The following is a 24187-nucleotide window of genomic DNA, read 5'->3' on the forward strand; positions in this document are numbered from 1 at the left end:
ATTAATTAAATTTCAAAATTAAACTTCATATAATCGTTGAACAACGCTTTTACGTTGTATTTTATCGAATATGTTGTGGTTTTACCTTTGGTATTCGTAGGAAAAAACTTATAAATAAAATTTAATCAATAATTGAAAAACCTGTGTAAGGAATTAACGCATCCGGAATAACAATTCCTTTCTCTGTTTGGTAATTCTCTAATATTCCAGCTAAAACTCTAGGTAAAGCCAAAGAACTTCCATTTAACGTATGTGCTAACTCATTTTTACCTTCTTTATTTTTAAAACGTAATTTTAAGCGATTGGCTTGAAATGTTTCAAAATTAGATATAGATGAAATTTCTAACCAACGATCTTGAGCTGTAGAAAATACTTCAAAATCGAATGTTAAAGCAGATGTAAAACCAAGATCTCCACCACACAATCTTAAAATTCTGTAAGGTAATTTTAAGTCTTCAAGAATACTTTTTACATGATCTACCATGCCGTCTAATGCTTTGTATGAATTATCTGGATGCTCTACACGTAAAATTTCAACTTTATCAAATTGGTGTAATCTATTTAATCCTCTAACGTGTGCACCATAACTTCCAGCTTCACGTCTAAAACAAGGTGTATATCCTGTAATTCCTATTGGTAAATCGCTTTCGTTTAAAACCACATCTCTAAAAATGTTTGTTCCAGGAACTTCTGCTGTAGGAATTAAATATAAATTATCTGCAGTAACATGGTACATTTGCCCTTCTTTATCTGGCAATTGTCCTGTTCCATAACCAGAAGCTTCGTTTACCATAAGTGGTAATTGATATTCTGTATAACCAGCAGCTGTGTTTTTATCTAAAAAGTATGCAATTAAAGCACGTTGTAATCGGGCTCCTTTTCCTTTGTAAACCGGAAAACCAGCACCTGTAATTTTATTTCCTAGCTCAAAATCTATAATGTCGTATTTTTTCGCTAATTCCCAATGCGGCATAGCACCATCGTATAACGTAGGAATAGCACCTTCTCTAAAAATCTCTACATTATCATCTTCAGAATTTCCAGCAGGAACGCTATCGTTTGGTACATTCGGAATTTTATAAAGTAACTGAGTTAAAGCTTCAGATTTTTCGTTTAAAGTCTCTGTTAATTCTTTAGATAACTCTTTTAACTGACCACTTTTTTCTTTTAAAATATTTGCTTTTTGTGCTTCACCACTTTTATACAAATTCCCAATTTCTTTCGATAATGAATTTGCTTCAGCCAACGTGTTGTCAAGTTGTGCTTGTGTTGCTCTACGCGCTTCATCAAGATCAATCACTTCAGAAATCATATCTGTAGCATCAATATTTCGTTTAGCTAAATTTGTAATAATACGCTCTTTATTATCTCGTATAAAAGGTATTTGTAACATCTTGTTTTTTAATTTGGGCGTTTCTTGTTTATTGACAAGACCAGGCTTTTCGCTGTATCTTTTTTACTTTAATTAAAAGTGTTTTAGTCCAGTTAGTAAACTTTATTTTAGTCTAAAAAAGAATAGGGAAAACACAATAGTTGTAAAAAAGGATGCCGCTGCAATCCTTAACGCAGGGTGAAACTTATTTAAAAACAAAAGTAATAAGTTTTTAGGTTCAAAGAAATAAAATATAAACCTATTTTGAAGGTAAAATCCAATCGCTATGCTTCCAAGCAGACCATTCTACATTAGCTAAGTCTACCTTTGGATTAATTAAACGTTTTGCAGGTTTACCATTTACACTAACACGTGCTTTTACATACACCGAAATAGAATCTCCTTTTGCTGCATACACAGATTTTAAATGTTGCGAAAATTGCCACATTACATCTGGCTTGCTAAGCGCTAATTGTTTTTGTTTAGACGATAAGTAATCGCTTAGTTTTACGCGTTCTGTAGTGTGTTTTGTATGGTTTTTTATTACGTAAGTTGCATAGCCATTTTTGCTACGTAACATCATGCGCCAAGATAATCTATGGCCTTCTTCCGTCCAAAGTATATTGTCTTTTATAAAATGATTTCTTATAGGTAAAATTAATTGAATTAAGAAATACACATACATAATGCCTAAGCCTATATTTTTATGTTTTGGGACAATAACTTCTCCAGCATTGTAAAAGGTTTTTTTGTTTTTAAAAAAGATCTGGTGAATCTGTTTTGGTTCAAAAAAGAATAAAGTAAAAGCAAGAGACAGAAAAGGAAAAATTCCCACTTGAAAAACTATAGCATTAAATAAATGAAAGAAAATAGAGGCAAAGAAAGCCATTTTTCGTGTCCGCTTTATAAGTAATAACGGGATAATTAAACCATCGAATAAAATACCTCCATAAGCCAAAAAGTAATGTACTGTTTTTTCTTGTAGTAAATCGCCAATTAATATATAATGGGTTTTGGCTTGCATTAAGTGTGCAATAACGGTAGTGTCTAGCCAGTCCGGATAAATCTTATTAATAGAGCCGTAAGTGTAAACAATAAACATTTGTAAAATAAAGACAAAGCCACGCCATTGCGGCATAGAATTTTGTTTTATTTCAGGATACGAATTGGCATCAAAAGACATGAATGCATTTGCAGGTTGTATCGCCATTAATCCGCTTAAAAGCATCAATAAATAATAGTGATTGTTATAAGATGCTTTTTGCATAAAGTAACAACCAGCCCAAAGTATTGTAAAAGAAATAATACTAAAACGGTACTTGTAGCCCGCCATAATACATAGTGCTAATAATCCCATAAAAGCATAATAATAAATCATGCCGTTTCCTGGAAGTGGTTGTAACCACTCAAAGCCTATAAAAGTAAATGTAAAATCAGGGTCTATAAAAGCGTGTTTAACCCAACCTGTAAAAATAGCGCCAACGGTTTCAAAAAAACATAAAAACCCAAAAATAATTCTGAAGGCAATTAAAGCTGAATTGTCTATATGCTTAAATAGAAATTTATTAATCATTTAGTGTAGAAATAAAAAGAAGAGATTCTTCTTCGTCTTGTTGTAATTGGGACTTTAAATCTGCTATAGAATCGAATTTTTTTTCATCTCTTAAACGGTGCAACATGTCTATTCTTAATTGTTTCCCGTATAAATCATCATCAAAATTAAAGAAATGAATTTCTATATGTTGTAGCGAACTGTCTGAGACGGTTGGATTGGTTCCAATATTCATCATTCCAAAAACAGTTTTATTATCTATTTCAGATTTTACTACATACACACCATGCTTCGGGATCAGTTTGTAGGCTTCGCCTATTTTTAAGTTTGCTGTAGGATATTGTAATTGTTTGCCTATTTGTTTTCCTGTAATTACAGTTCCGTTAAGGCAAAACGGATAACCTAAATATGTGTTTGCTTTTTCAATATCTCCAGCGTTAAGCGCTTTTCTTATTTTAGTAGAGCTTACTGAAACTTCATCTACATCTTCAGCCGAAATTTCCTCAACTTCAAAATTATATAATTCACCAAATCGGCGTAAATCATTAATATTTGCAGAGCGATTTCTTCCAAAATGATGGTCGTAACCAATAATAACACGTTTCGCTTTTAATTGATCTATAAGAATTTCTTTTACAAAATCTTCTGCCGTTATTCTGGAAAATTCTTTTGTAAATTTTTGAACACATAAATAATCTAATCCAGATTGCTCTAGTATGTCACTGCGCTCTTCAATGGTATTTATTAATTTAATATTCGCATCGTTTTGAAGTACCATTCTTGGGTGTGGGAAGAAGGTAAGTACAACAGATTTAAGATGCGTTTCTTTGGCGGTGTTTACCAAACGTTTTAATATTTTTTGATGACCTAAATGCACACCGTCAAAGGTGCCTATGGTTACAACTGTTGAAATCTTGGAGTCTAGATTGTTAAAGTTTCTGACTTTTTCCATTTATTAAAAGAGTAATCGTTAAGTAATTATTAAAAAAGTTTAAATTAGCCCATCTTAAAGTATACATTTATAAGATAATACACAATGTAAAGCAAAGCTACGTCATGTTTTTGCAATGACCATGATTTTTGTAATATTAAAATGTGGTTTATATATGTATTGTCAAAGATTTAAATTTATGAAACAACTCTACACAAAAAAGTTTTTCTTGCTTTTATTAGTGTCTCTTTATACCAGTTTCCTCTCTGCCCAATCTTCATCAAACTTTTGGAAGAAAGCAACAACGTCAAGTTCTAAAAGTGAGTCTTTAAGTAGAAAAACACATCCAGATACTTATCAGGTTTTCGAATTGGATTTAACTGGATTTAAAGCTGCTTTACTAAAAACACCTTTAAGCGATAATTATAGGAATACTTCTGGACAAATTCTGGATTTTCCCATGTCCGACGGTACATTTCAGCAATTTGAAGTTACAGAATCTTCTATTATGGAATCTAAACTTGCTGCTAAATTTCCTGGAATAAAAACATATAAAGCTGTTGGAGTAGATGATAAAACAGCAACCATGCGCTTTAGTGTGACACAAAATGGCGTGCATGCTTTCTCTCTTTCAGGAAAACGAAGTTCTGAATTTATAGATCCGCAGACAGTTGCAGGAGATACTTACATGGTTTATAACAGAACATCTTTAGGTATAGATACACAAGATTCTGAATGCTTAACAGAAGACAATGTTAACTTAGAGTCTTTAAAAACAGATACGGGTTCCGAAATTTCTAATACTAACGATAGTACTTTAAGAACATTTCGTTTGGCATTAACATGTAATGCAGAATATGGTGCTTTGTTCGCTGGATACGGAACAGATCAAGAAAAGAAAGCTAATATTTTAGCACAAATGGTTGTAACGATTAACCGTGTAAATGAAATTTACGAACGCGATTTAGCAATTACCTTGAAGTTTATAGATAGAAACGATGAGCTGATTTATTATGATATTGATAACGATCCTTGGGAATCTGAATTTAATGCCAAAACACAGGAAGTTATTTCATCAACTTTAGGAGATGAATCTTTATACGATATCGGACATAATTTTAATACAACTAATGCAGGGAATTCAGGATGTATTGGTTGTGTTTGTGTAGATGCAGAAGCACCTTACACTAACGAAGTGTCTAAAGGGCGTGGTTATACGGGATCTACAAATCCTACAGGAGATGCTTTTGATATTGATTTTGTTGCTCACGAAATGGGACACCAATTTGGAGCTTGGCACACCATGAACACATGTTCGCGTTCTGGAAATGGAATTTCGGAAGTAGAGCCTGCTTCAGGAAGTTCTATTATGGGGTATGCTGGAATTTGTGGTGCAAATAATATTCAAGAAAATTCTGATGCCCATTTTAATTACGTTAATATTCGTGATATTTCTGAAAACATACAGCCAACAGGTGTTAGTACGTGTGCCGAAGAAACAGAGTTAGAGAATACACCGCCTGTGGCAAATGCAGGAGCAGATTATACAATTCCTGTTTCTACCCCTTTTGTATTAAAAGGAAAAGGAGACGATGTAGATGGTGTTTATACATTAACATATAATTGGTCGCAAAACGATCCGGAACGTGCTCCCGATGAAGGTGCTCCTCAATCTACATGGACAGTTGGGCCATTATACCGTTCTATATTACCAACAGATTCTCCAAATAGATATATGCCTAGTTTAACAGATGTTATAGATGGCAATATTACGCCCGAATGGGAAGTCACACCTTCTGTTGCGCGAACTATGAATTTTGCACTAACAATTAGAGATAATGGAAGCGGATTTCCGTTAGGTATAGGTCAAGTAGATACAGATTTAATGACTGTAACTGTTGTAGATGGTACACCTTTTAGAGTATCTAGCCCAAATACTTCAGCTCCTTGGTATGTTGGTGTTTCTAAAGAAATAACATGGGAAGTTGGAGAGACAAATGTTGCGCCTATTAGTAGTAATAAAGTAAATATAAAACTGTCTTTAGATGGCGGATTGACTTACACTGTTGTTTTAGCTTCAGATGTAGATAATGATGGTTCTGAAACGATATTAGTTCCGGATTACATGAGTGAAACATGTAGAGTGCTAGTAGAAGCTGCAGATAATATTTTTTATGATATTTCTGATGAAAATTTTAGTATAGAACAAACCGAACCTATTTTTACTTTAGATCTGGAAGATGAAGATCAAGTATATTCTATTTGTAATAATGATACAAGTTTAGATATACCATTTAGGTATACTACCGTTTCTGGGTTTAATGAATTAACAACCTTTAGTGCTTCTAATTTGCCAGATGGTGTAGTCGCTACGTTTACTCCAAGTTCTGCACAAGAAGATATAGATGTTATTTTAACACTAGAAACGTTTAATGATGCGGCTATAATGTCTCATGATATTAATATTATAGGAACAGCGAGTTCGTTAACGCAAACCATTGTAACGACAGTAGATATTGAATCGTCACAACTTGAAAGTCCGAATTTATCAAGCCCAGTAAATTGTGAGACAGAAGTTTCGGAATCTGATAGGTTAACTTGGGAAGCATCAGATTATGCTTTAGAGTATGAATTAGATATTTCTTCTGTTTCAGATTTTTCTGAAAATGTTAGTACATATACAGTAGAAGATACCTTCTACGATGTTACAGGTTTAGACGGTATAACAACCTATTATTGGCGCGTACGAGCAATAAATACATGTGGAGAAAGTGTTAATTCTGAAGTGTTTAGTTTTACTACAAGTTTATGTACACGATGTACCTCTTATGGAATAGATTCTATTGCTTCTTTAGAAACATCTACTACACGAGTCATTTTTAATTCAATGGACAATGCTTCGGGTAAAACAGGATATAGTGATTTTACATCTATAGAAAATAGTGTTAAAGTAGGGGAGACTTATCCTATTTCGATTTACGTTAATACCTCAGGAAATTATACAACTAAAACAGTTGTTTGGATTGATTGGAATAATAATTGTGATTTTACTGATTCAGGTGAAATGTATGAATTGGGTGAAGCTACAAATGTTACAGATGGCATTACAGGCGGTTCTCCTTTAGAAATAACGGTTCCTGCAGATGCTGTTTTAGATGGAAAAACAATTATGCGTGTTACTACTAAATATAGAATTAATCCGGAGCCCTGTGAAACTGAATTTGATGGGGAAGTCGAAGATTATATGTTAACGGTAAACTCCTCTACATTAAGTATAGAAGATCAGACTTTTAATGATTTTAAAATTTGGCCAAACCCTAATACAGGTACTTTCTCAGTGTCGTTAATAGCGTCTTCGTCTAATGATGTTATTTTTGTATTATATGATATTAGAGGGCGAAAAGTGTTTACTAAATCGTATAAAAGTAGCTATGCTTTTAATAAGCGTATAAGTTTAAATAATGTTGCTTCTGGATTGTATTTATTACAAGTTAGTAATGGCGAACAAAAAACAGTTAAGAAGATTATAATAGAATAAAATATACTTTAAAGTATTATAATTAACAAAGGGCGTCTAAATTTAATTTTAGATGCCCTTTGTTGGTTTTATACATCAGTACATAGTGAATGGAGGTAGGTTTTATTAAGTGGTAATCACTATGTTTTAGTATGTTTTTATAAGGCATAAAAAAAGGGGTTTTGAATATAATTCAATCCCCCTTTTTTCTGATTAATAGCAATTACTTTTATTCTTTAATAAAACGTAGTGAAACAGAGTTTGCACTATTGGTAAGTTTTATAAAGTACATGCCGCTTTGTAATTCTGAAGCGTTAATTTTTAAATCTGTAGCTGTATTTATTTTTTCTTGTTTAACTAATTGACCTAATATATTGTAAATCTGGTACTGTGTAGGTAATTCTGTTGCGTTGCTAAATTTAATATTTAAATTATCTTCAACTGGATTAGGATAGAGTTTTATGTTTTCTGAATACTCTTCGTCACTAACACTTAATGTTTTTGTAGAAATATTTATTCTGTCTTCGTCTGTAAATTCTCCACCGGTGTAAATTACTGTGCCTTCGCTTGTAGATAAGGTGTAGTAACCTTCTCCGTTACTACAGCAAATTCCGTTTCCTCCAGCATCGTAGATAACAAAAGTATAACACTCGTCTCCGCTAACTTCAAACGATTCTGTAACTTCTAGGTTTCCAAAATAATTTCCGCCACCTTCTTGAAGGACTTCATTATTGCTGTTTAAAAATTGCCATGTTGTTTCAGATGCTTCTAAATCTGTCTTAAGATTTAAATTAATTATAGTTGTTGTTGCAAAAACGGTATTCAATGTTATGTCTTCAGAAATTTCATTATTACATGTTCTAGCATCTGTTTCTCCATTTGGACTATTAATGCTAATGGTATATGTAACGGTTGTATTAGAAACTGTTATGCTAGGAAGTGTTACGTTTTCAGATTCTTCAGGATCTAAGTTTCCTGTCCAGTTATAATCTGAAGTTGTACCATCTGCAATTTCTGAAGTAATTGTTAAAGATGTTAAAGGGGTTGTACCGTAATTTGTTAATTGTACAGTTGCAGAAACGTCAGAGCCACATGCTGGAATATCTATATCTACAAAAGAAATACTAACGTCGTTATCTACTGCATCAGGCGCTTCCGACTTGTTAGATGTTACTAATCCTTTACGTCTTGGTGAGTTTTCTAATACCGCAAACACTCTTTCTTTTTGTCCTTCGGTAAAAATATTCATACACTCATCGTTGGTGTAGTCCATGTAGTTTTCTACCATGTCGTATACCACTTCAGAACCTTCTTCACCGGTACAGGTGTCAATTACAGGACACCCTGTGTTAGAACTTCCTGAATCGGGTGTGTCTTCTACATAATCATCTACAGTACAATCTCCGTCTCCCCAAATGTGTCTTAATCCAAAAAAATGACCAACTTCGTGAGTCATTGTTCGTCCTTTGTCGTAAGGAGCGGTTAAGTTAAAACTACCATCGTTATAATCTTCACTACCAAAAGAGTTATATCTGCAAACTACACCATCTGTAGAAGCCTCTCCTTCGTTTTCAGATAATCCTTCTAATTGAGAGCTAGAAGGAAATTGAGCATATCCTAATAAATCTGTACGAGTAAATACTACAGACCACATATTCATGTATTGTGTAGGATCCCAAATTGTAGCAGGTTTAAGAATGTCTTCTATGTCGTCTGTGCTCCAGTCTTCTCGTCCCATATCTACACGGTTAATACCGTTTGTAGGACAACCTTCTGGTGTTTGTTGTGCTAAAACAAATTCTATTTCTAAATCTGCACCTACAGCATTATCGTTATAACCAGGTGTGCCGGCCATACGTCTAAAATCTTCAGTCATTACAGTTAATTGAGACTGTACTTGGCTATCTGTAATATTTTCATCTACACCGTAATCGTCTCCGTTATGAATAACGTGTACAACAACAGGTATTGTTATAATAGAGTTTACTGTTTTGTTTGCTAATCTTTCAGATTTTATTTCTTCAACTTTTGGTGCTATCCAGTTTTCAAATTGATCTTTACTTAAACGGTAAGGGTTGTTATTTTGTAGTCGATTTTCGCTAGCTATAAAGCCACAGTGCTCGCCGTTTTCGGGAGTAAGGACTTTATTAGAGTTCTGTGCTTGTATGCTAAAAGAAAATATAGAGCAAAGCGTAAATAACGTAAAAGTAAAAATTTTCATATGTTAGGTTTTTAGGAGGTAATAATCGCAAATATATTTTAATTTGTGACTATTAATGCGTTTAACTCCTGTTTTTTGTATAAATAAGAATGTAATTATTGATTTTTACTTCCCGTTAAAAGTGTTCATCGTATTATTTAATCCAGCTGTTCCGAAAGATTTTATAAGTTCTACAGATTTCTCTAAACGTTCCGGAAGTTTATCATTTTCTTCAATGGTCCATTCTCCTAACACGTAATCGATTTGCTTTCCTTTACTAAAGGCGTCACTAATACCAAATCTAAAGCGGTTGTATTTTGTGGTTTGTAATTTTTCTTGGATGTCTTTTAATCCGTTATGGCCACCATCGCTACCTTTTCCTTTTAAACGAATGCTTCCAAATTCTAAATTTAAATCGTCTGTAATAATTAAGACATTCTCTAAAGGTATGTTTTCTTTGGTCATCCAGTACAATACTGCTTTTCCGCTTAAATTCATAAACGTACTTGGTTTAAGCAAGATAAACGTTCGTCCTTTAAATTTGTAGGTGGTTAAATCTCCTAATTTTTGAGTTTCAAAAGAAAGATCTTCTTTTTTTGCTAAGTGATCTAACACTTTAAAGCCTATGTTGTGGCGGGTATTTTTGTATTCGTCACCAATATTTCCGAGGCCAACAATTAAAAATTTTTTCATAGCATCTTGATGGTTTATGTTCGTTTGTGTAGGTTTAAAACGTGTTTTAAATAAACGAAACATAGTGTATTTAATTTTTGGCTAAAATAAAAAAAAGCATCCTGTTTACAGGATGCTTTTTAAAAATTTAGATTTTCTAAAGATTATGCTTCGGTAGTAGCCTCAGTAGCTGCTGCTTCTGCTCCTTCTTCTTCTTCTTCCTCATCATCTGCAACTGCTGTTCTAGATGTTTTAATAGAACATACAACTGTGTTGTCTGTGTGTAAGAATGTATATTTTTCGTTTGCTATTTCGCTAACAGATATTTTATCACCAATTTTTAAAGGAGTAATATCTACTTCAATAAAATCAGGAAGGTTTTCTGGTAACGCTTTAACACGTAATTTACGATTGTTTCTACGTAAGATACCACCACTTTTAACACCTTTAGCATTTCCTATAAAGTGTACAGGAATAGTAAGTGCAATTTCTTTATGGTCGAATAATTGGTAGAAATCTACGTGTAGAATTCCGTCTGTTACTGGGTGAAATTGAATGTCTTGTAATACGGCATTTAATGTTTCACCACCTTCTAAATTAATCACAACAGTATGCGCACTTGGTGTGTATATTAGTTTAGAGAATGATAATTCTGGTGCTGAGAAATGAACTGGCTTATCTCCTCCGTATAATACGCAAGGAACCTGACCAGCATTACGTAAGGCTTTTGTTGCTTTCTTGCCTACGCTTTCTCTTTGAGATCCGTCGATTGTAATTGATTTCATTTTTATTTATATTAAGTATTAAATTATATTTACATTACAAATTTAGAACTGATTGATTTATTGTAGTGTACGTTTTGCATCACTGCAGAAAATAAATCGGCACAAGTAAGTACTCTAATCTTATCGCTTTTTTTAGTTAAAGGAATAGAGTCTGTTACTATTAATTCTTCTAATTTTGAGTTTTCTAATTTTTGGTAAGCGTCTCCAGATAAAATAGGGTGTGTACAAATAGCTCTTACGCTTAATGCACCACGTTCCATCATTAAATCTGCTGCTTTAGTTAATGTTCCTGCAGTATCTACCATGTCGTCTACTAAAACAACATTCTTACCTGTTACATCACCAATTAATTCCATGTAAGAAATAACATTGGCTTTTGCACGTTGTTTGTAACATATTACAACATCGCTTCCTAAAGCTTTAGAGTAAGCATAAGCACGTTTTGAACCTCCCATATCTGGAGATGCAATGGTTAAGTTGTCTAAGTTTAGAGATTTTAAATAAGGTAAAAAGATTGTGGAAGCAAAAAGGTGATCGACTGGTTTTTCGAAAAATCCTTGAATTTGATCAGCATGTAAGTCCATAGTGATAATACGAGTTGCACCAGCTGTTTCCAACATTTTAGCAACTAGTTTAGCTGCAATTGGCACTCTAGGTTTATCTTTACGATCTTGTCTTGCCCAACCAAAATAAGGTAAAACAGCGGTAATGTGTCTTGCAGATGCACGCTTAGCAGCATCTATCATTAACAACATTTCCATTAAGTTTTGTGGCCCAGGATGTGTAGAACCGATAATAAAAATACGAGTTCCTCTAATAGACTCTTCGTAAGAAGGCTGGAATTCACCATCGCTATATGTTGAGGTAATAACATTTCCTAAGTGAGTTCCGTAAGAAGCAGCGATTTTCTCTGCTAATTCCCGACTTTGATTACAGGTAAATATTTTAGCTTCAGTTAAAGGCATGTGTAACGTGTTGTTTATTAGTGTTAAACACTTTGGGTGTTTCAATTTGGGTGCAAATTTAGGCTTTTATTTCAACTAGGAAAGAATTATATGCTGTATTTTTAGGAAGTTTCCATAAAAATGGATTATTTTTGCACCTTCTTAGAAGATAACTTCTATTATTTGCTCAAGTGGTGGAATTGGTAGACACGTTGGATTCAAAATCCAATGTCGCGAGACGTGCGGGTTCGATTCCCGCCTTGAGTACTTTAAAACCCTTATAAGCTTTGTGTTTATAAGGGTTTTTCTTATTAGTAATAATACGTTTAGTCAGTCTTTATTTCGTCTAATCCTAGCTTTATAAGTTGCTATTTTTCTTCAAAAAAAATCAGATATAAGTATTTTGTTTCTTTAGTTTTTAAATTTTAAACAAACTTGCATAGGAAAAAAATAGGCTGATCTTCTTATTACTTCTTCTCAATGGCTGTATATTAGCGAACTTAAAAAAAATATTCGCTGCAAAGCGACTAAAGTCTTCTGCAAATTTATATAGAGTATGAAACATTTATTTTCGAATTTACTATTTAAAGTTTTTTTAGCCATTATATTGGGAATTGTTTTTGGACTCTATTTACCGGAATCTGTAAATCGGATTTTTACCACTTTTAATGCGTTTTTTGGTCAGTTTTTAAGTTTTGCTATTCCTTTAATTATTCTAGGATTAATCATGCCGGCTATTTCCGATTTAGGTAAAGGTGCCGGGAAGTTATTATTGCTAACGGCTGCTATTGCTTATGGTTCTACTTTATTTTCAGGATTTATGACTTATTTTACGGTGTCTAATATCTTTCCTCAGTTATTAGCGTCTCATGTTAACGATGCTGCTCAGATTGCAGATTCTGGCCGCGAGTTATTGCCCTATTTTAGTGTTAAGATTCCGCCGCTTATGGATGTGATGACGTCTTTAGTTTTGGCGTTTGTAGTGGGTTTAGGATTGTCTTATCAAGGAGAATCAACTTTAAAATCGGTAGTTAAAGATTTTGAAACTATAATTATGCAAGTTATAGAAAATGTTATTATACCGCTCTTGCCGTTATTTATTTTGGGAATATTTACGAGTATGGCATTTAGTGGCGAAGTGTTTTCAATACTATCTGTTTTTATAAGTATTATAGGTGTAATTTTTGCTTTACATATACTGTTATTACTGCTACAATATTCTATTGCGGGTGCGCTTACAAAAAAGAATCCTATAAAATTATTGCTTACCATGATGCCTGCTTATTTTACAGCATTGGGTACCCAATCTTCTGCGGCAACTATTCCTGTAACCTTAGAGCAATGTTTAAAGAATGGTGTTTCAGAAAAAATTGCTGGATTTGTAGTGCCGTTATGTGCTACCATTCATTTATCTGGAAGTATTATGAAAATTACAGCTTGTGCTATGGCTTTAATGATATTGCAAGGAATGCCGTTTGGTTTTACGTTATTTGCGGGTTTTATATGTATGCTTGGAATCGCTATGATTGCCGCTCCTGGAGTTCCTGGAGGAGCAATTATGGCAGCTGTCGGAATCTTACAATCTATGTTGGGGTTTACAGAAGAAATGATCGGACTCATGATTGCGTTGTATATTGCCATGGATAGTTTTGGTACAGCTTGTAACGTTACTGGAGATGGTGCAATTTCTTTAATTGTAGACAGTATTACCAAGGATAAAAAAGTAGCATAAGTTTTATTAATTTTTTTTGAATAGATTTTAAGAAACACATTTAAAGAGAGATAATACAGAAGCTAAGCTTCGAAATAAAAAAACAGCCAACACTATTATAAGTGTTGGCTGTTGTATTATAAGGTGTAAGAAGTTGTAACCAAATTTATATAATGCAAGAGTGTTGTTTTCTTGCTTATTTTAGGTTGGTTAATAAATGTGTCTCTTAGTCTTTATCTGCAAAATAAGATGGTCCATCTCCTGTTAAGAAATCTTCTCTTACCGGGCTAAATGTATCAATTAGTTGTCCTTCTTCTAAACAAACTGCACTATGTAGTAAATTAGGTTCAATATATACACCGTCTCCAGCTTCTACAATTTGCTTTACTCCATCAATTTCAAATTCAAATTTACCTGAAACAACATATGTCGCTTGAGTATGAAAATGTTGATGTGGTGCACCTAATGCGCCTTTGTCAAATTTCACACTTACCATCATGATTTGGTTATCGTAACCTAAGAATTTTCTTGAAACTCCACCACCAAGTACTTCCCATTCCATGTCTTTTGTAATGATGTACTTTTCGCTTAATCTTTTCATTTTGTTTATATTTTTGTTTAATAATTTGTAAAATAACAATGATATAAGCAAGATAATTAATTTCTAATAATTAGAGAAGTAAGAAATAGAATTTTTAGCACTTTAACCTTTTGTGTTTTAAATACATTATTTACTTTGTTTAATAAATAACACACTTACAAAGTCTTAATCTTGGTGTTTCTTCTTCATTATGTATATAGTGTAATAGTTTTTATTTTTCTGTTTAATTGTCTTCAGGTTAAAATTTCTAAAATCATACTATATTCGGGGTTTTATGGTAAAAAAATCAATATTTATATGTCTTTGTTTCGTAAATATATTTTTATCATAATTATTGTGAGAATTGTTTTTCTATTCAGCTTAAATAAGACTTGATGGCTGTGTTACAATTAAATATAAAATATTGGGATGAATTGGGTAAAGCTTATAAGGATAGTCTTTTTTTGATTAAATCCTACGTTTAGGCTAAAAATGTTATTAACATTAATAATGAAATATTCGTGAAAAATAACTCGTGTAAGATGGTTTAAAAGTTATAAATAGTAGATAAATTTGTAACCTGTTTTAACTGTTATTGGTTATCAAGTTTAACGCCTTGATATTAAAAAGGGAATCCGGTGAAATTCTGGAACTGTCCCGCAGCTGTAAACTCTAAACTATGCCTAATAAAGATTCTTTTTTTTTATAAAGAGAGCGTCTGGGTAAGGGAGCAAGTCAGAATACCTGCCATTAATTTTTAATAATTCGTTTAGCTTTCGTGGATTGAAGCTGGAATTAGAAGTTGATTATACTTTATACATATCAACATATTACTAGTTCTACTTTGAAAGCCAAAATTAAATAGCAGATTAAACATGATTAATAACTAGTTTGTTAAAATCTGAAACAATGATTTCTTACTTTTTTTGAAAAGTTTGAATCTTATTAATGATTTTTAAATCAACTTAATATGGTATACCATGGAAATAATACAAATAATTAAGAGAAATTTTAAGTCTAAACCTTTTGATCTTAAAAAAATCACAGGTGCTGTAACAAAAGCGATGTTGGCAGTCGAGCATGGTACTAGAGAAGATGCAGAATTAATTGCTAAAGATGTACATACAGAATTACTTAAACGTAAAGACGATGATAGCGATTATGTACCCACTGTAGAAGAGGTGCAAGATATTGTTGAGCAAAAATTAATGCATAGTGAATTTCATGATGTTGCAAAGGCTTATATTATTTATAGAAATAACCAGACGCAAAGTAGAAAAAGTAACATTTTTGAAAAGCGTATTAACTTAAAACCTTATGAGTATCCGCAGCTTTACGAATATGTTCCTGCAATAAGACATTCATATTGGATTCATACAGAATTTAATTTCACTAGCGATATTCAGGATTTTAAATCTACACTTACTCCGGTAGAACAAAGTGCTATAAAAAATACCATGTTAGCTATTTCTCAAATAGAAGTTGCTGTAAAAACATTTTGGGGAGATATTTATCATAGGCTGCCTAAGCCGGAAATAGGATCTGTAGGTGCAACATTTGCAGAGAGTGAAGTAAGACATCACGATGCGTATTCTCATTTATTAGAAATTCTAGGATTAAATAATGAATTTGAGAAGCTTAAGAAGAAACCCGCAATAATGAAGCGTGTTCAGTATCTAGAAACAGCTTTAAAAAATGCTAAAAGCGAGAATAATGAAGAATATGCAGAATCTGTTTTATTGTTTTCTTTATTTATAGAACATGTGTCTCTTTTTTCTCAGTTTTTAATAATAATGGCCTTTAATAAGCACAAAAACATGCTTAAAGGTATTTCTAATGTTGTTGAAGCAACATCTAAGGAAGAACAAATTCATGGTGATTTTGGTATTGATATTATCAATATTATAAAAGATGAACACCCAGAATGGTTTAACGATACGTATAAAAACATGATTAAGCAGCTTTGTGAAGATGCTTATGCTTCGGAAAGTAAAATAATAGATTGGATTTTTGAAAAAGGAGAGCTGGATTTTATACCAAAATCTGTTATTAATGAGTTTATTAAAAATAGATTCAATAATTCTTTAGAGAGTATCGGAATCGATAAAATATTTGATATTGATCAGAAATTATTAGCACAAACAGAATGGTTTGATGATGAAATTATAGGAACAAAACACGGTGATTTTTTCGTTAAACGATCAATTAATTATAGTAAAAGAGCACAAAGTATAACCAGCGACGACTTATTTTAAAAATGGAAAACAAAACATACAATCAAGAGCCAGTAGCAACTTCAGAAAATAATAATACTCAAAATTTAGTAGATGCTAGACATGCAGTATTAACGTCTAAAAATGAAGCTAAAGACACTGAAGAGTTTACATGGTTAAACGATAACAGTCGTAAATTTTTAGAATCAGGATACCTTACAGAAGGTGTTTCGCCAGAAGGACGTATAAGAGAAATTGCAGATAGAGCAGAGCGTATATTAAAAATGCCTGGATTTAGCGATAAATTTTATGGTTATATGTCTCAAGGTTTTTACTCGTTAGCTTCTCCTGTTTGGTCAAATTTTGGTCAAAAAAGAGGATTACCAATTAGTTGTTTTGGATCGCATGTAGACGATGATATGGGAAATATTCTTTTTACGCAATCTGAAATCGGAATGATGTCTAAACTTGGAGGTGGAACTTCTGGGTATTTTGGTAAAATTCGTCATAGAGGTGCTGCTGTTAAGAATAACGGAACTGCATCTGGAGCGGTACATATTATGAGGCTTTTTGAATCTATGGTAGATGTTGTAAGTCAGGGGTCTGTACGTCGTGGTCGTTTTTCTCCGTATTTACCAATAGACCATAAAGATATTATGGAGTTTTTGGAAATAGGTTCTGAAGGAAATGCAATTCAAGAATTAACACACGGTGTAACCGTTACTAATGCTTGGATGGAAGATATGATTGCCGGAGATGTTGAAAAAAGAACAATCTGGGCAAAAGTATTACAGAGTAGAGGAGAAATGGGATATCCATATATTTTCTTTACAGACAATGCAAATAATGGTACTGTAGATGTATATAAGGATAAGAATCATCCTATTTATGCTAGTAATTTATGTACAGAAATTATGTTGCCTTCTAGCGAAGATTGGTCTTTTGTATGTGTGCTATCTAGTATTAACTTATTAAATTACGATAAGTGGAAAGATACAGATGCTGTAGAAACTATGGTTTATTTCTTAGATGCTGTGATTTCAGAATTTATAGAAAAATTAGAATCTTACAGAGATTCTGATGATAGAGCAGATCGCCAAACGTTTTTATTTATGGAACGTGCTTATAATTTTGCGAAAGACAATAGAGCTTTAGGCTTAGGTGTTTTAGGATGGCATTCTTTATTGCAATCTAAATCGTTGTCTTTTAGTAGTCAGGAGGCTTTCAATTTAAATAGTGAGATATTTAAAACTATAAAAGAACGTTCTTATGCCGCTTCAGAAGCGCTTGCAAAAGCACTAGGAGAACCAGAACTTCTTAAAGGTTATGGCAGACGAAATACAACATTAAATGCTATTGCACCTACAACGTCTTCTGCATTTATTTTAGGACAAGTTTCTCAAGGTATCGAACCTATTTGGTCTAATATTTACGTGAAAGATATTGCGAAGATTAAGACGACCATAAAAAACCCTTATTTAGTCAAGCTTTTAGATGAAAAAGGGATGAATACTCACGAGGTTTGGAATGATATACGTAGCAGAGATGGTTCTGTACAGCATTTAGATTTTTTATCAGATCATGAAAAGGATGTTTTTAAAACCTATTCAGAAATCGACCAAATGGATATTATTTATCAGGCAGCTAACAGACAAAATCATATAGATCAGGGGCAGTCATTAAATATTATTGTACACCCAGATATGCCTACAAAAGACATTAATAAAATTCATATTAATGCATGGAAATTAGGGTTAAAATCTTTGTATTACCAGCACAGTATGAATGCTGCTCAGAAATTTAAACAAAAGAAAGATTGTGCAAGTTGCGAAGCTTAGACTAATCTTTTAATTATATTTAAGAATAAAAAACCTCATGTTATATTAACATGAGGTTTTTTTATAATGTGTTTTTAGTAATGTATTTATTATTTGTTTTTACTAAAATGTTACTCAGCTTTTGAGAAGCTTATGTTAAGTGATTTTCCTTTCTTTAGCCTACTGTAAGCTGGGAAAATTAATCCTAATCCAAGAATAATAAAGGCAAAGATTAATATGTTAGGAACCTTAGTAAATGTGTTTCCTGTAGTTAAAATACCTAAAATAAGTAATACAGACATTGGTAAAGACAAGGCTAAAATGGATAGTGCAAAATCTACGTGAAACGTTTTCTTTTCTTCTGCAACATCTATTTCTTTTGATGCAATGCTAGAAATATGTGCAAATGGCCAAAAGCTGCAAGCGCTTAATGCAAAAACAAGCATAAGTAAAATGTCTTTAGAGTCTGGTATAGGAATTATGGTAATAATACTTCCTATTACTAAAAGTGTAATACCGTATTTAAGCATTAATAAAGAGAAAATTTGACTAATCTGTTTTTTCTTAATTACAACAGCAAGTCCTATAAATAAAAGAACTAAAGGTGTCATTATGCCACTTAAACGTGTTAAGTTATCCTGAATAAAGAAAGGTAAGTTAGACATATTTATGCCTAAAAATACAAAAATAAGAGCTGCTAAAATAAACATGTTTACAGGCTCTAAAAGCATTACTTTTCCTAAAGCTTTTAGCTTTGTGCTTATAGGTTCTGGTTTGCTTGTTTGATTTTTGTAATACCATGTTATGGCAATAACATACAGTATAAACAATACAAAAAACTTATTTCCTAAATCGGCCATAGCGGCTTTACCTAAATATGTTGGTCCTAGAAATTCCAATATAAAGGGAAAGCAAGATAATCCTGGTGCTAGAGAAGGAATTAGTAATTTTGCTGTGTTCCTGGTAGATTTGTCTGTTATTCCTATTGCGTTTAATAGTAAAGGGGTTAAAAAGTATAGAAAAGCATTAAACCCTAATGCTATTACTGGTAAGATTAAAAGCTCTGTATTTAAATTAACCTTTAATAAAGCGATAAAAATTGTAGCAGGCAAAGCCAGTAAAAGGATAATCTTTTTCAATCCGTTGGTTTCAGCCTTTGAGGTAAATTTCTTTTTTATAAGAAACCCTAAAAGGATGAATGTAATAAATGAAAGTGCTTTTACATGTGCTTCTGTCATAATATTTATATAACTTGATCTAAAGCTTCAGTGAATAATTTCATTTCGTCCATAGTTCCTATGCTTACGCGACACCAGTTTTTGTCCCAAAAGTTGAATGCCTTAACACCGACGCCTTGATCAAACATTTTTTTCAAGAATTGTTTTCCTTCTGTAGAAATTTCAAAAATGATAAAATTGGTTTGAGATGGTAGATATGATAATCCTTTTTTGTCTAAATGTTTTTTAGTATAGTCTCTTGCTTCTGCTATTTTAGACTTAGACATGTCTAAGAATTCTTTGCCTTTTAAACTTGTAGTTGCAGCCATAATAGATGGACCTGTAATTCCCATTCCGCCACGCGTAATATCGTTTAATCTTTTTAGAGTTTCAGGTTGTGCAACTAGGTATCCTATTCGTAATCCTGCCATTCCGTGTATTTTAGAGAACGTACGAGCAATCATTACATTTTTACCTTGATTAACTAAGTCTACCATACTGTCTTTTAGTCCGTTGTCAGATAAATCAATGTAAGCTTCATCTACAAAAACAGGAACTTTTTCTGATACACGACTACAAAATGCTTTAAGTTCTTTGGCGTCTGTTATTGTTCCGGTTGGGTTGTTAGGGTTACAGATGTATACTAATTTAGTGTCTCCATTTATTGCGGCTTCCATTGCAGGAAGATCATGTTGAGAATCTGCTAATAGTTTGTACGATTTCCATTTTCCTCCTACAGCTTTAGATACATTAATTAAAGACATGTAGCTAGGATCTGCGCTAATAACATCTCCTCCTTCTTGAAAAAATACCATTGCTACTTTTTCTAATATATCTGAAGATCCTGGAGCCATTAAGATATTATCGGTAGCAACGCCTTCTTTTTTTGCAATATCTTCAATTAAAGTGTTTAGGGTTTCCCAAGCATATCGGTTTCCTGTAAATACTTCGTCTTGAAAAGCTTTGGCTGCTAGTGGTGGTGGGCCATAAGGATTCTCGTTAGCTAAAAGCCTGGCTTTTATTTTTGTTTCATCTATAATTGGAGGTGTAAACTCATTAAATGTATTTGATGTGTCAAAAATAAATGTTGCATTTTTTTGTTGTGCAATCTCTACCGATTTTGCCCATATTTCTGTAGGCATTAAGGCAAGACCTGCCATTGTTAAACTTCCTCTTTTTAACCAATTTCTTCTGCTAATATGTGATGAATCCATTTTAATAACTGTTTAAGTTTGAATTAAAATTAGAATTTTAACTGATTATAAACTGTTAAAAAGTTGATTTTAGTTAAAATATGTATGTTAATTGTGAAATTAACTGATAGTGTGTTAATATTTGATGTTTTGGTAAAATACATATGCGCAAATTGTGATTGCTTTAATGACTTAAAAGGGAAGTGTGCTTGTTTTTTGTAGGATTTTTCTGTTTAGATTAAGTGATTTGGCTTTAAAAGGTCTAGGTATCCGTTTTTTGTTAAATAATAGGTTTGTTAATAGTGTTAAAATTTATAGGATAGATTAATTACCTCTTTTTGTATTGTTTATTTTAGTGTGTTGAACTAAAACAAGTTAAGAACACGTTATGGTTTTATGTTGTAAATCTGCTTTTGTTAATGTTTTCAGAAAGGTGAAATTATAATTAAACTATTGAATTTACAAGGAGTCTTATAATAAAAGACGTTTAATCTAAAACCTTATAATTATGAAATCATTTATTAAAACTTACTTTGTGGCAGTGTTTTTTTTGTTGGCAATTACAACTCAAGGTTTTTCGCAAAAAAAATCAAATTCTTCAAAAGGAAAAGTTGTTAAGACAACTGTAGTTACTAGAACTAGCGTTAAAAGGGTGCCTAGTAGTAGGGTAACTTATAAAAAGAAATCACATAAAGTGACTTCAGTAAGAACTATACCTAATAAAACGGTTATTAAACATAATGGAGAGAGTTATTACTACTCAAACAATAAATTCTATACACAATCTAGAGGTAGTTATGTTGCTATTGCTCCAAAGATTGGATTTAAAGTAAAGGTGTTGCCTGCAAATTATAAAAAGATTAAATATAACTCAAGAAATTATTATAATGCTAATGGGACATTTTATATACAAATAAATAATCAATATGAAGTTGTAGATCCGGAAATTGGAACTATAGTTTATGATCTTCCTGATGGTTATGATAAAGTAGAAATAGATGGCTTGTCGTATTATGAGTATGCAAATATTCTATACGAAAAGGTACAAGTTGATGGTACGAGAGCTTATGAAGTTGTTGGTATTATCGACATGGATTAATACACGAGATTCTGTTTTATAAAATATAAACGCATTTATTATGTGTTTAAGAAATATCGAAGATGCGTCTTCGGTATTTTTTTTGTTTAAACGTTAAATAGATGATGTTAATGGGAGGGATGTAAAATCAACTATTTTATTTGATTTATATTTTAATATTAATGAATCCTTAAAAAGGCTTAAGTTGTTATTAACGTGTTTAGGGGGTGTTCATTTAAAAGGCTTTAATGATTTTTATTATAATATGTGTAAACCGGCAGATATATATGGACTAAGTTCGGGAGCATCTACATCTAAATCTGTAACTACAGTATCAATTTGTTTTAGATTGCAAACATCGTATCCTTGTCTTAAATTTAATTTGTTAGAGGTCGTTAAATACACAATGTGCTCTGAAGCTTTTATCATGGCTTTCTTAATAAGTGAAACTTCATATCCATCTTCTGTAATTCCTGTTTCTAAATCTAGTCCGCTTACACCCATAAAGCAAATATTTGCTCTAATGTTAGACAAATACTGAATTACATCTATACCAATGGTTACCATTGAGCTTCTGTAAATTTTCCCGCCAATAAAAATAGTTTCTACTAAAGGATGCTCTATTAATTGCATGGCTAGTGGAAGACTATATGTGTAAACCGTTAGTTTTAAATTTTTGGGAAGCAGTTTTGCGAGCATTAAATTGGTAGTACCACCGCTAATAATAATAACCATGTTATCTTTTATTAGGGAAATCGCTTTTTGTGCAATACGAATTTTATTCTCTCTGTTATATATAACATCTTCGTTATAATGGTAAAGCTTTTGTATGTTAGATATTGCTCCCCCGTGAACTTTTGTAATTATACCTTTATCATGTAATTCTTTAATATCTCGTCTTATGGTGTCTTCAGAAACATTAAGTTTTTCTGATAAAAAACTAGAACTCACCTTCCGGTTTATGCTTACTTCATCAATCACTTTTTGTTGTCTCTCCTTTTTCTTCATGTAAATAATTTTTTCAAAAATAAGATTAATTTAAAATTAGCTGTATAAAATAGGGGGTGTTAAAATACGCATTATTTTGCATGTTTTAGTTCTTAAACGTGCAAATGTTTTTAAAAAATAAATATATTTGAACGTATTAGCTAATTTTTAACAAACAATTTAAAATTATGTTAAGTTCAAATAGGCTCATTTCTTTAGATGTTTTAAGAGGAATTACAATTTCTTTTATGATTTTAGTAAACACTCCTGGTAGTTGGAGTTATGTGTATGCGCCCTTAAGACATGCGGAATGGCATGGTTGTACGCCTACAGATTTAGTCTTTCCTTTCTTTTTATGTATTGTAGGTATTTCTGTTTGGTTTTCTTTTTCTAAGTACGCAATAAAAATATCTAAAGTAAGTGTTTTAAAGATTTTGAAGCGCACAGTTATTATATTTCTTTTAGGCTTTTTGTTAAATCTGTTTCCGTTTTTCGATTTCGAAAATGTGCGAATCATGGGTGTGCTTCAGCGTATTGCTATTGCTTATGGAGTTGGAGCTATACTTTGTTTAAGTTTTAAAAGAAGTAACTTATTAATTATTCTAGGTGCTATTCTGTTAGGATATTGGGCCTTGCTTTTCTTTGGAAGTGAGTCTGGGCCTTATACTTTGCATGAAAATGTAGTTAGAAAATTTGATTTATTTCTGTTTGGATCGCACCATATTTATGGTGGTTTTGGTATTCCTTTCGATCCAGAAGGTTTATTGTCTACAATTCCGGCTGTTGGTACAGTTATTATAGGGTTTTTAATAGGCCACGTTGTTAGTGAAGTCCAATCGTTGGTTGTTAAAGTTAGAAAATTATTAATGTTCGGATTCTTATTAGTGTTTCTGGGAAGTGTGTGGCGTTTTGTTTTTCCTATAAATAAGGCGTTATGGACAAGTTCTTATGTCTTGTTTACAAGCGGATTATGTGCTATTCTTTTTGCTGTTTTAATATTTATTATCGATTTAAAAGGATTTAGTACTTGGTCTAAACCTTTTGTGCATTTTGGTACTAACCCGTTATTTATATTTGTTTTCTCTGGGTTGTATGTGAAATCAATTAATTACTTAATAAAAATACCAATGCCTTCAGGAGAAGAGGTTTCTGGTTATAAGTACCTGTTTAATAATGTATTTTCTCAAATAGCAGGTAATCTTAATGGTTCTTTATTGTTTGCTTTAACTCATATTGTTGTTTTTTGGTCTATCTGTTATCTATTATATGGAAATAAAGTATTTGTAAAAATTTAGTTTTTAGTAAGGTTTGTTGCCGAAAAAGAGATGTATTTCGGTTTTGTTTATCAAAAACTGCATGTTTATGCAAAAAAGATGCTGTTTTTTCGATTATTTCTTGTACGTTTATAAATGTTAACT

At 32.2% G+C, this 24187-nt stretch carries 17 protein-coding genes, 1 tRNA gene and 1 riboswitch; of the genes, 7 read left to right on the plus strand and 11 right to left on the minus strand.

What is annotated here, in order from left to right:
- Window positions 1-121 precede the first annotated feature (121 nt).
- The 3 genes from serS to GQR95_RS06030 form a co-directional block, all read right to left on the minus strand.
- Entirely contained in the window at window positions 122-1393 is a 1272-nt protein-coding gene (gene serS / locus GQR95_RS06020; RefSeq protein ID WP_159022307.1) for a serine--tRNA ligase, read from the minus strand.
- Window positions 1394-1631: 238 nt separating this feature from the next.
- Window positions 1632-2945, minus strand: coding sequence for an HTTM domain-containing protein (locus tag GQR95_RS06025; RefSeq protein WP_159022308.1), 1314 nt, complete (start codon window positions 2943-2945; stop codon window positions 1632-1634).
- Window positions 2938-3876 (minus strand): bifunctional riboflavin kinase/FAD synthetase, encoded by a 939-nt coding sequence (locus tag GQR95_RS06030; protein WP_159022309.1) that lies wholly within the window; start codon window positions 3874-3876, stop codon window positions 2938-2940. Before GQR95_RS06030 ends, GQR95_RS06025 begins: the two co-directional genes overlap by 8 nt.
- Window positions 3877-4054: 178 nt before the next feature.
- Between GQR95_RS06030 and GQR95_RS06035 the strand changes: the two genes are divergently transcribed.
- The gene (locus GQR95_RS06035) at window positions 4055-7393 is read left to right on the plus strand and encodes a reprolysin-like metallopeptidase (protein ID WP_159022310.1); all 3339 of its coding nucleotides are present in this window, start codon (window positions 4055-4057) and stop codon (window positions 7391-7393) included.
- Window positions 7394-7601: 208 nt separating this feature from the next.
- On the opposite strand, the gene GQR95_RS06040 is transcribed toward GQR95_RS06035, so the two are convergent.
- The 4 genes from GQR95_RS06040 to GQR95_RS06055 all read right to left on the minus strand — a co-directional run bounded on the left by GQR95_RS06040 (window position 7602) and on the right by GQR95_RS06055 (window position 11994).
- Window positions 7602-9593, minus strand: coding sequence for a T9SS type A sorting domain-containing protein (locus GQR95_RS06040; protein ID WP_159022311.1), 1992 nt, complete (start codon window positions 9591-9593; stop codon window positions 7602-7604).
- A gap of 105 nt (window positions 9594-9698) precedes the next feature.
- On the minus strand, window positions 9699-10265 hold the full coding sequence (gene pth / locus GQR95_RS06045; protein ID WP_159024245.1) for an aminoacyl-tRNA hydrolase: 567 nt from the start codon (window positions 10263-10265) through the stop codon (window positions 9699-9701).
- A gap of 143 nt (window positions 10266-10408) precedes the next feature.
- Window positions 10409-11029, minus strand: a complete 621-nt coding sequence (locus tag GQR95_RS06050) for a 50S ribosomal protein L25/general stress protein Ctc (protein ID WP_159022312.1) — start codon at window positions 11027-11029, stop codon at window positions 10409-10411.
- A 29-nt stretch (window positions 11030-11058) separates the two neighbouring features.
- On the minus strand, window positions 11059-11994 hold the full coding sequence (locus GQR95_RS06055) for a ribose-phosphate pyrophosphokinase (protein WP_159022313.1): 936 nt from the start codon (window positions 11992-11994) through the stop codon (window positions 11059-11061).
- 164 nt (window positions 11995-12158) lie between these two features.
- On the opposite strand from GQR95_RS06055, the gene GQR95_RS06060 reads away from it, so the two are divergent.
- Window positions 12159-12240 (plus strand) — tRNA-Leu (locus GQR95_RS06060).
- A 289-nt stretch (window positions 12241-12529) separates the two neighbouring features.
- A complete protein-coding gene (locus GQR95_RS06065) occupies window positions 12530-13705 on the plus strand; it encodes a dicarboxylate/amino acid:cation symporter (protein WP_159022314.1) in 1176 nt (391 codons plus the stop codon).
- 205 nt (window positions 13706-13910) lie between these two features.
- On the opposite strand, the gene GQR95_RS06070 is transcribed toward GQR95_RS06065, so the two are convergent.
- Window positions 13911-14285, minus strand: coding sequence for a cupin domain-containing protein (locus GQR95_RS06070; RefSeq protein WP_159022315.1), 375 nt, complete (start codon window positions 14283-14285; stop codon window positions 13911-13913).
- Window positions 14286-14843: 558 nt separating this feature from the next.
- A riboswitch (cobalamin riboswitch) is annotated at window positions 14844-15031 on the plus strand.
- Window positions 15032-15244: 213 nt separating this feature from the next.
- Between GQR95_RS06070 and GQR95_RS06075 the strand changes: the two genes are divergently transcribed.
- Both GQR95_RS06075 and GQR95_RS06080 read left to right on the plus strand, forming a co-directional pair.
- The gene (locus GQR95_RS06075; protein ID WP_159022316.1) at window positions 15245-16519 is read left to right on the plus strand and encodes a ribonucleotide-diphosphate reductase subunit beta; all 1275 of its coding nucleotides are present in this window, start codon (window positions 15245-15247) and stop codon (window positions 16517-16519) included.
- A 2-nt stretch (window positions 16520-16521) separates the two neighbouring features.
- A complete protein-coding gene (locus GQR95_RS06080) occupies window positions 16522-18315 on the plus strand; it encodes a ribonucleoside-diphosphate reductase subunit alpha (RefSeq protein ID WP_159022317.1) in 1794 nt (597 codons plus the stop codon).
- A 110-nt stretch (window positions 18316-18425) separates the two neighbouring features.
- On the opposite strand, the gene GQR95_RS06085 is transcribed toward GQR95_RS06080, so the two are convergent.
- Window positions 18426-19532 (minus strand): permease, encoded by a 1107-nt coding sequence (locus tag GQR95_RS06085; protein ID WP_159022318.1) that lies wholly within the window; start codon window positions 19530-19532, stop codon window positions 18426-18428.
- A gap of 5 nt (window positions 19533-19537) precedes the next feature.
- Window positions 19538-20725: a histidinol-phosphate transaminase gene (locus tag GQR95_RS06090; RefSeq protein WP_159022319.1), complete on the minus strand. Its 1188-nt coding sequence runs from the start codon at window positions 20723-20725 to the stop codon at window positions 19538-19540.
- 487 nt (window positions 20726-21212) lie between these two features.
- Here GQR95_RS06090 and GQR95_RS06095 point away from each other — a divergent pair, with 487 nt between their 5' ends.
- Complete coding sequence (locus tag GQR95_RS06095; protein ID WP_159022320.1) at window positions 21213-21803, plus strand: DUF6515 family protein; 591 nt, start codon at window positions 21213-21215, stop codon at window positions 21801-21803.
- A 237-nt stretch (window positions 21804-22040) separates the two neighbouring features.
- On the opposite strand, the gene GQR95_RS06100 is transcribed toward GQR95_RS06095, so the two are convergent.
- Window positions 22041-22790, minus strand: coding sequence for a DeoR/GlpR family DNA-binding transcription regulator (locus GQR95_RS06100; protein WP_159022321.1), 750 nt, complete (start codon window positions 22788-22790; stop codon window positions 22041-22043).
- 167 nt (window positions 22791-22957) lie between these two features.
- Between GQR95_RS06100 and GQR95_RS06105 the strand changes: the two genes are divergently transcribed.
- A complete protein-coding gene (locus GQR95_RS06105; protein WP_159022322.1) occupies window positions 22958-24064 on the plus strand; it encodes an acyltransferase family protein in 1107 nt (368 codons plus the stop codon).
- The last annotated feature ends 123 nt before the right edge of the window (window positions 24065-24187 follow it).

This window comes from Formosa sp. L2A11 (genome assembly GCF_009796865.1).
GTDB lineage: Bacteria > Bacteroidota > Bacteroidia > Flavobacteriales > Flavobacteriaceae > Formosa.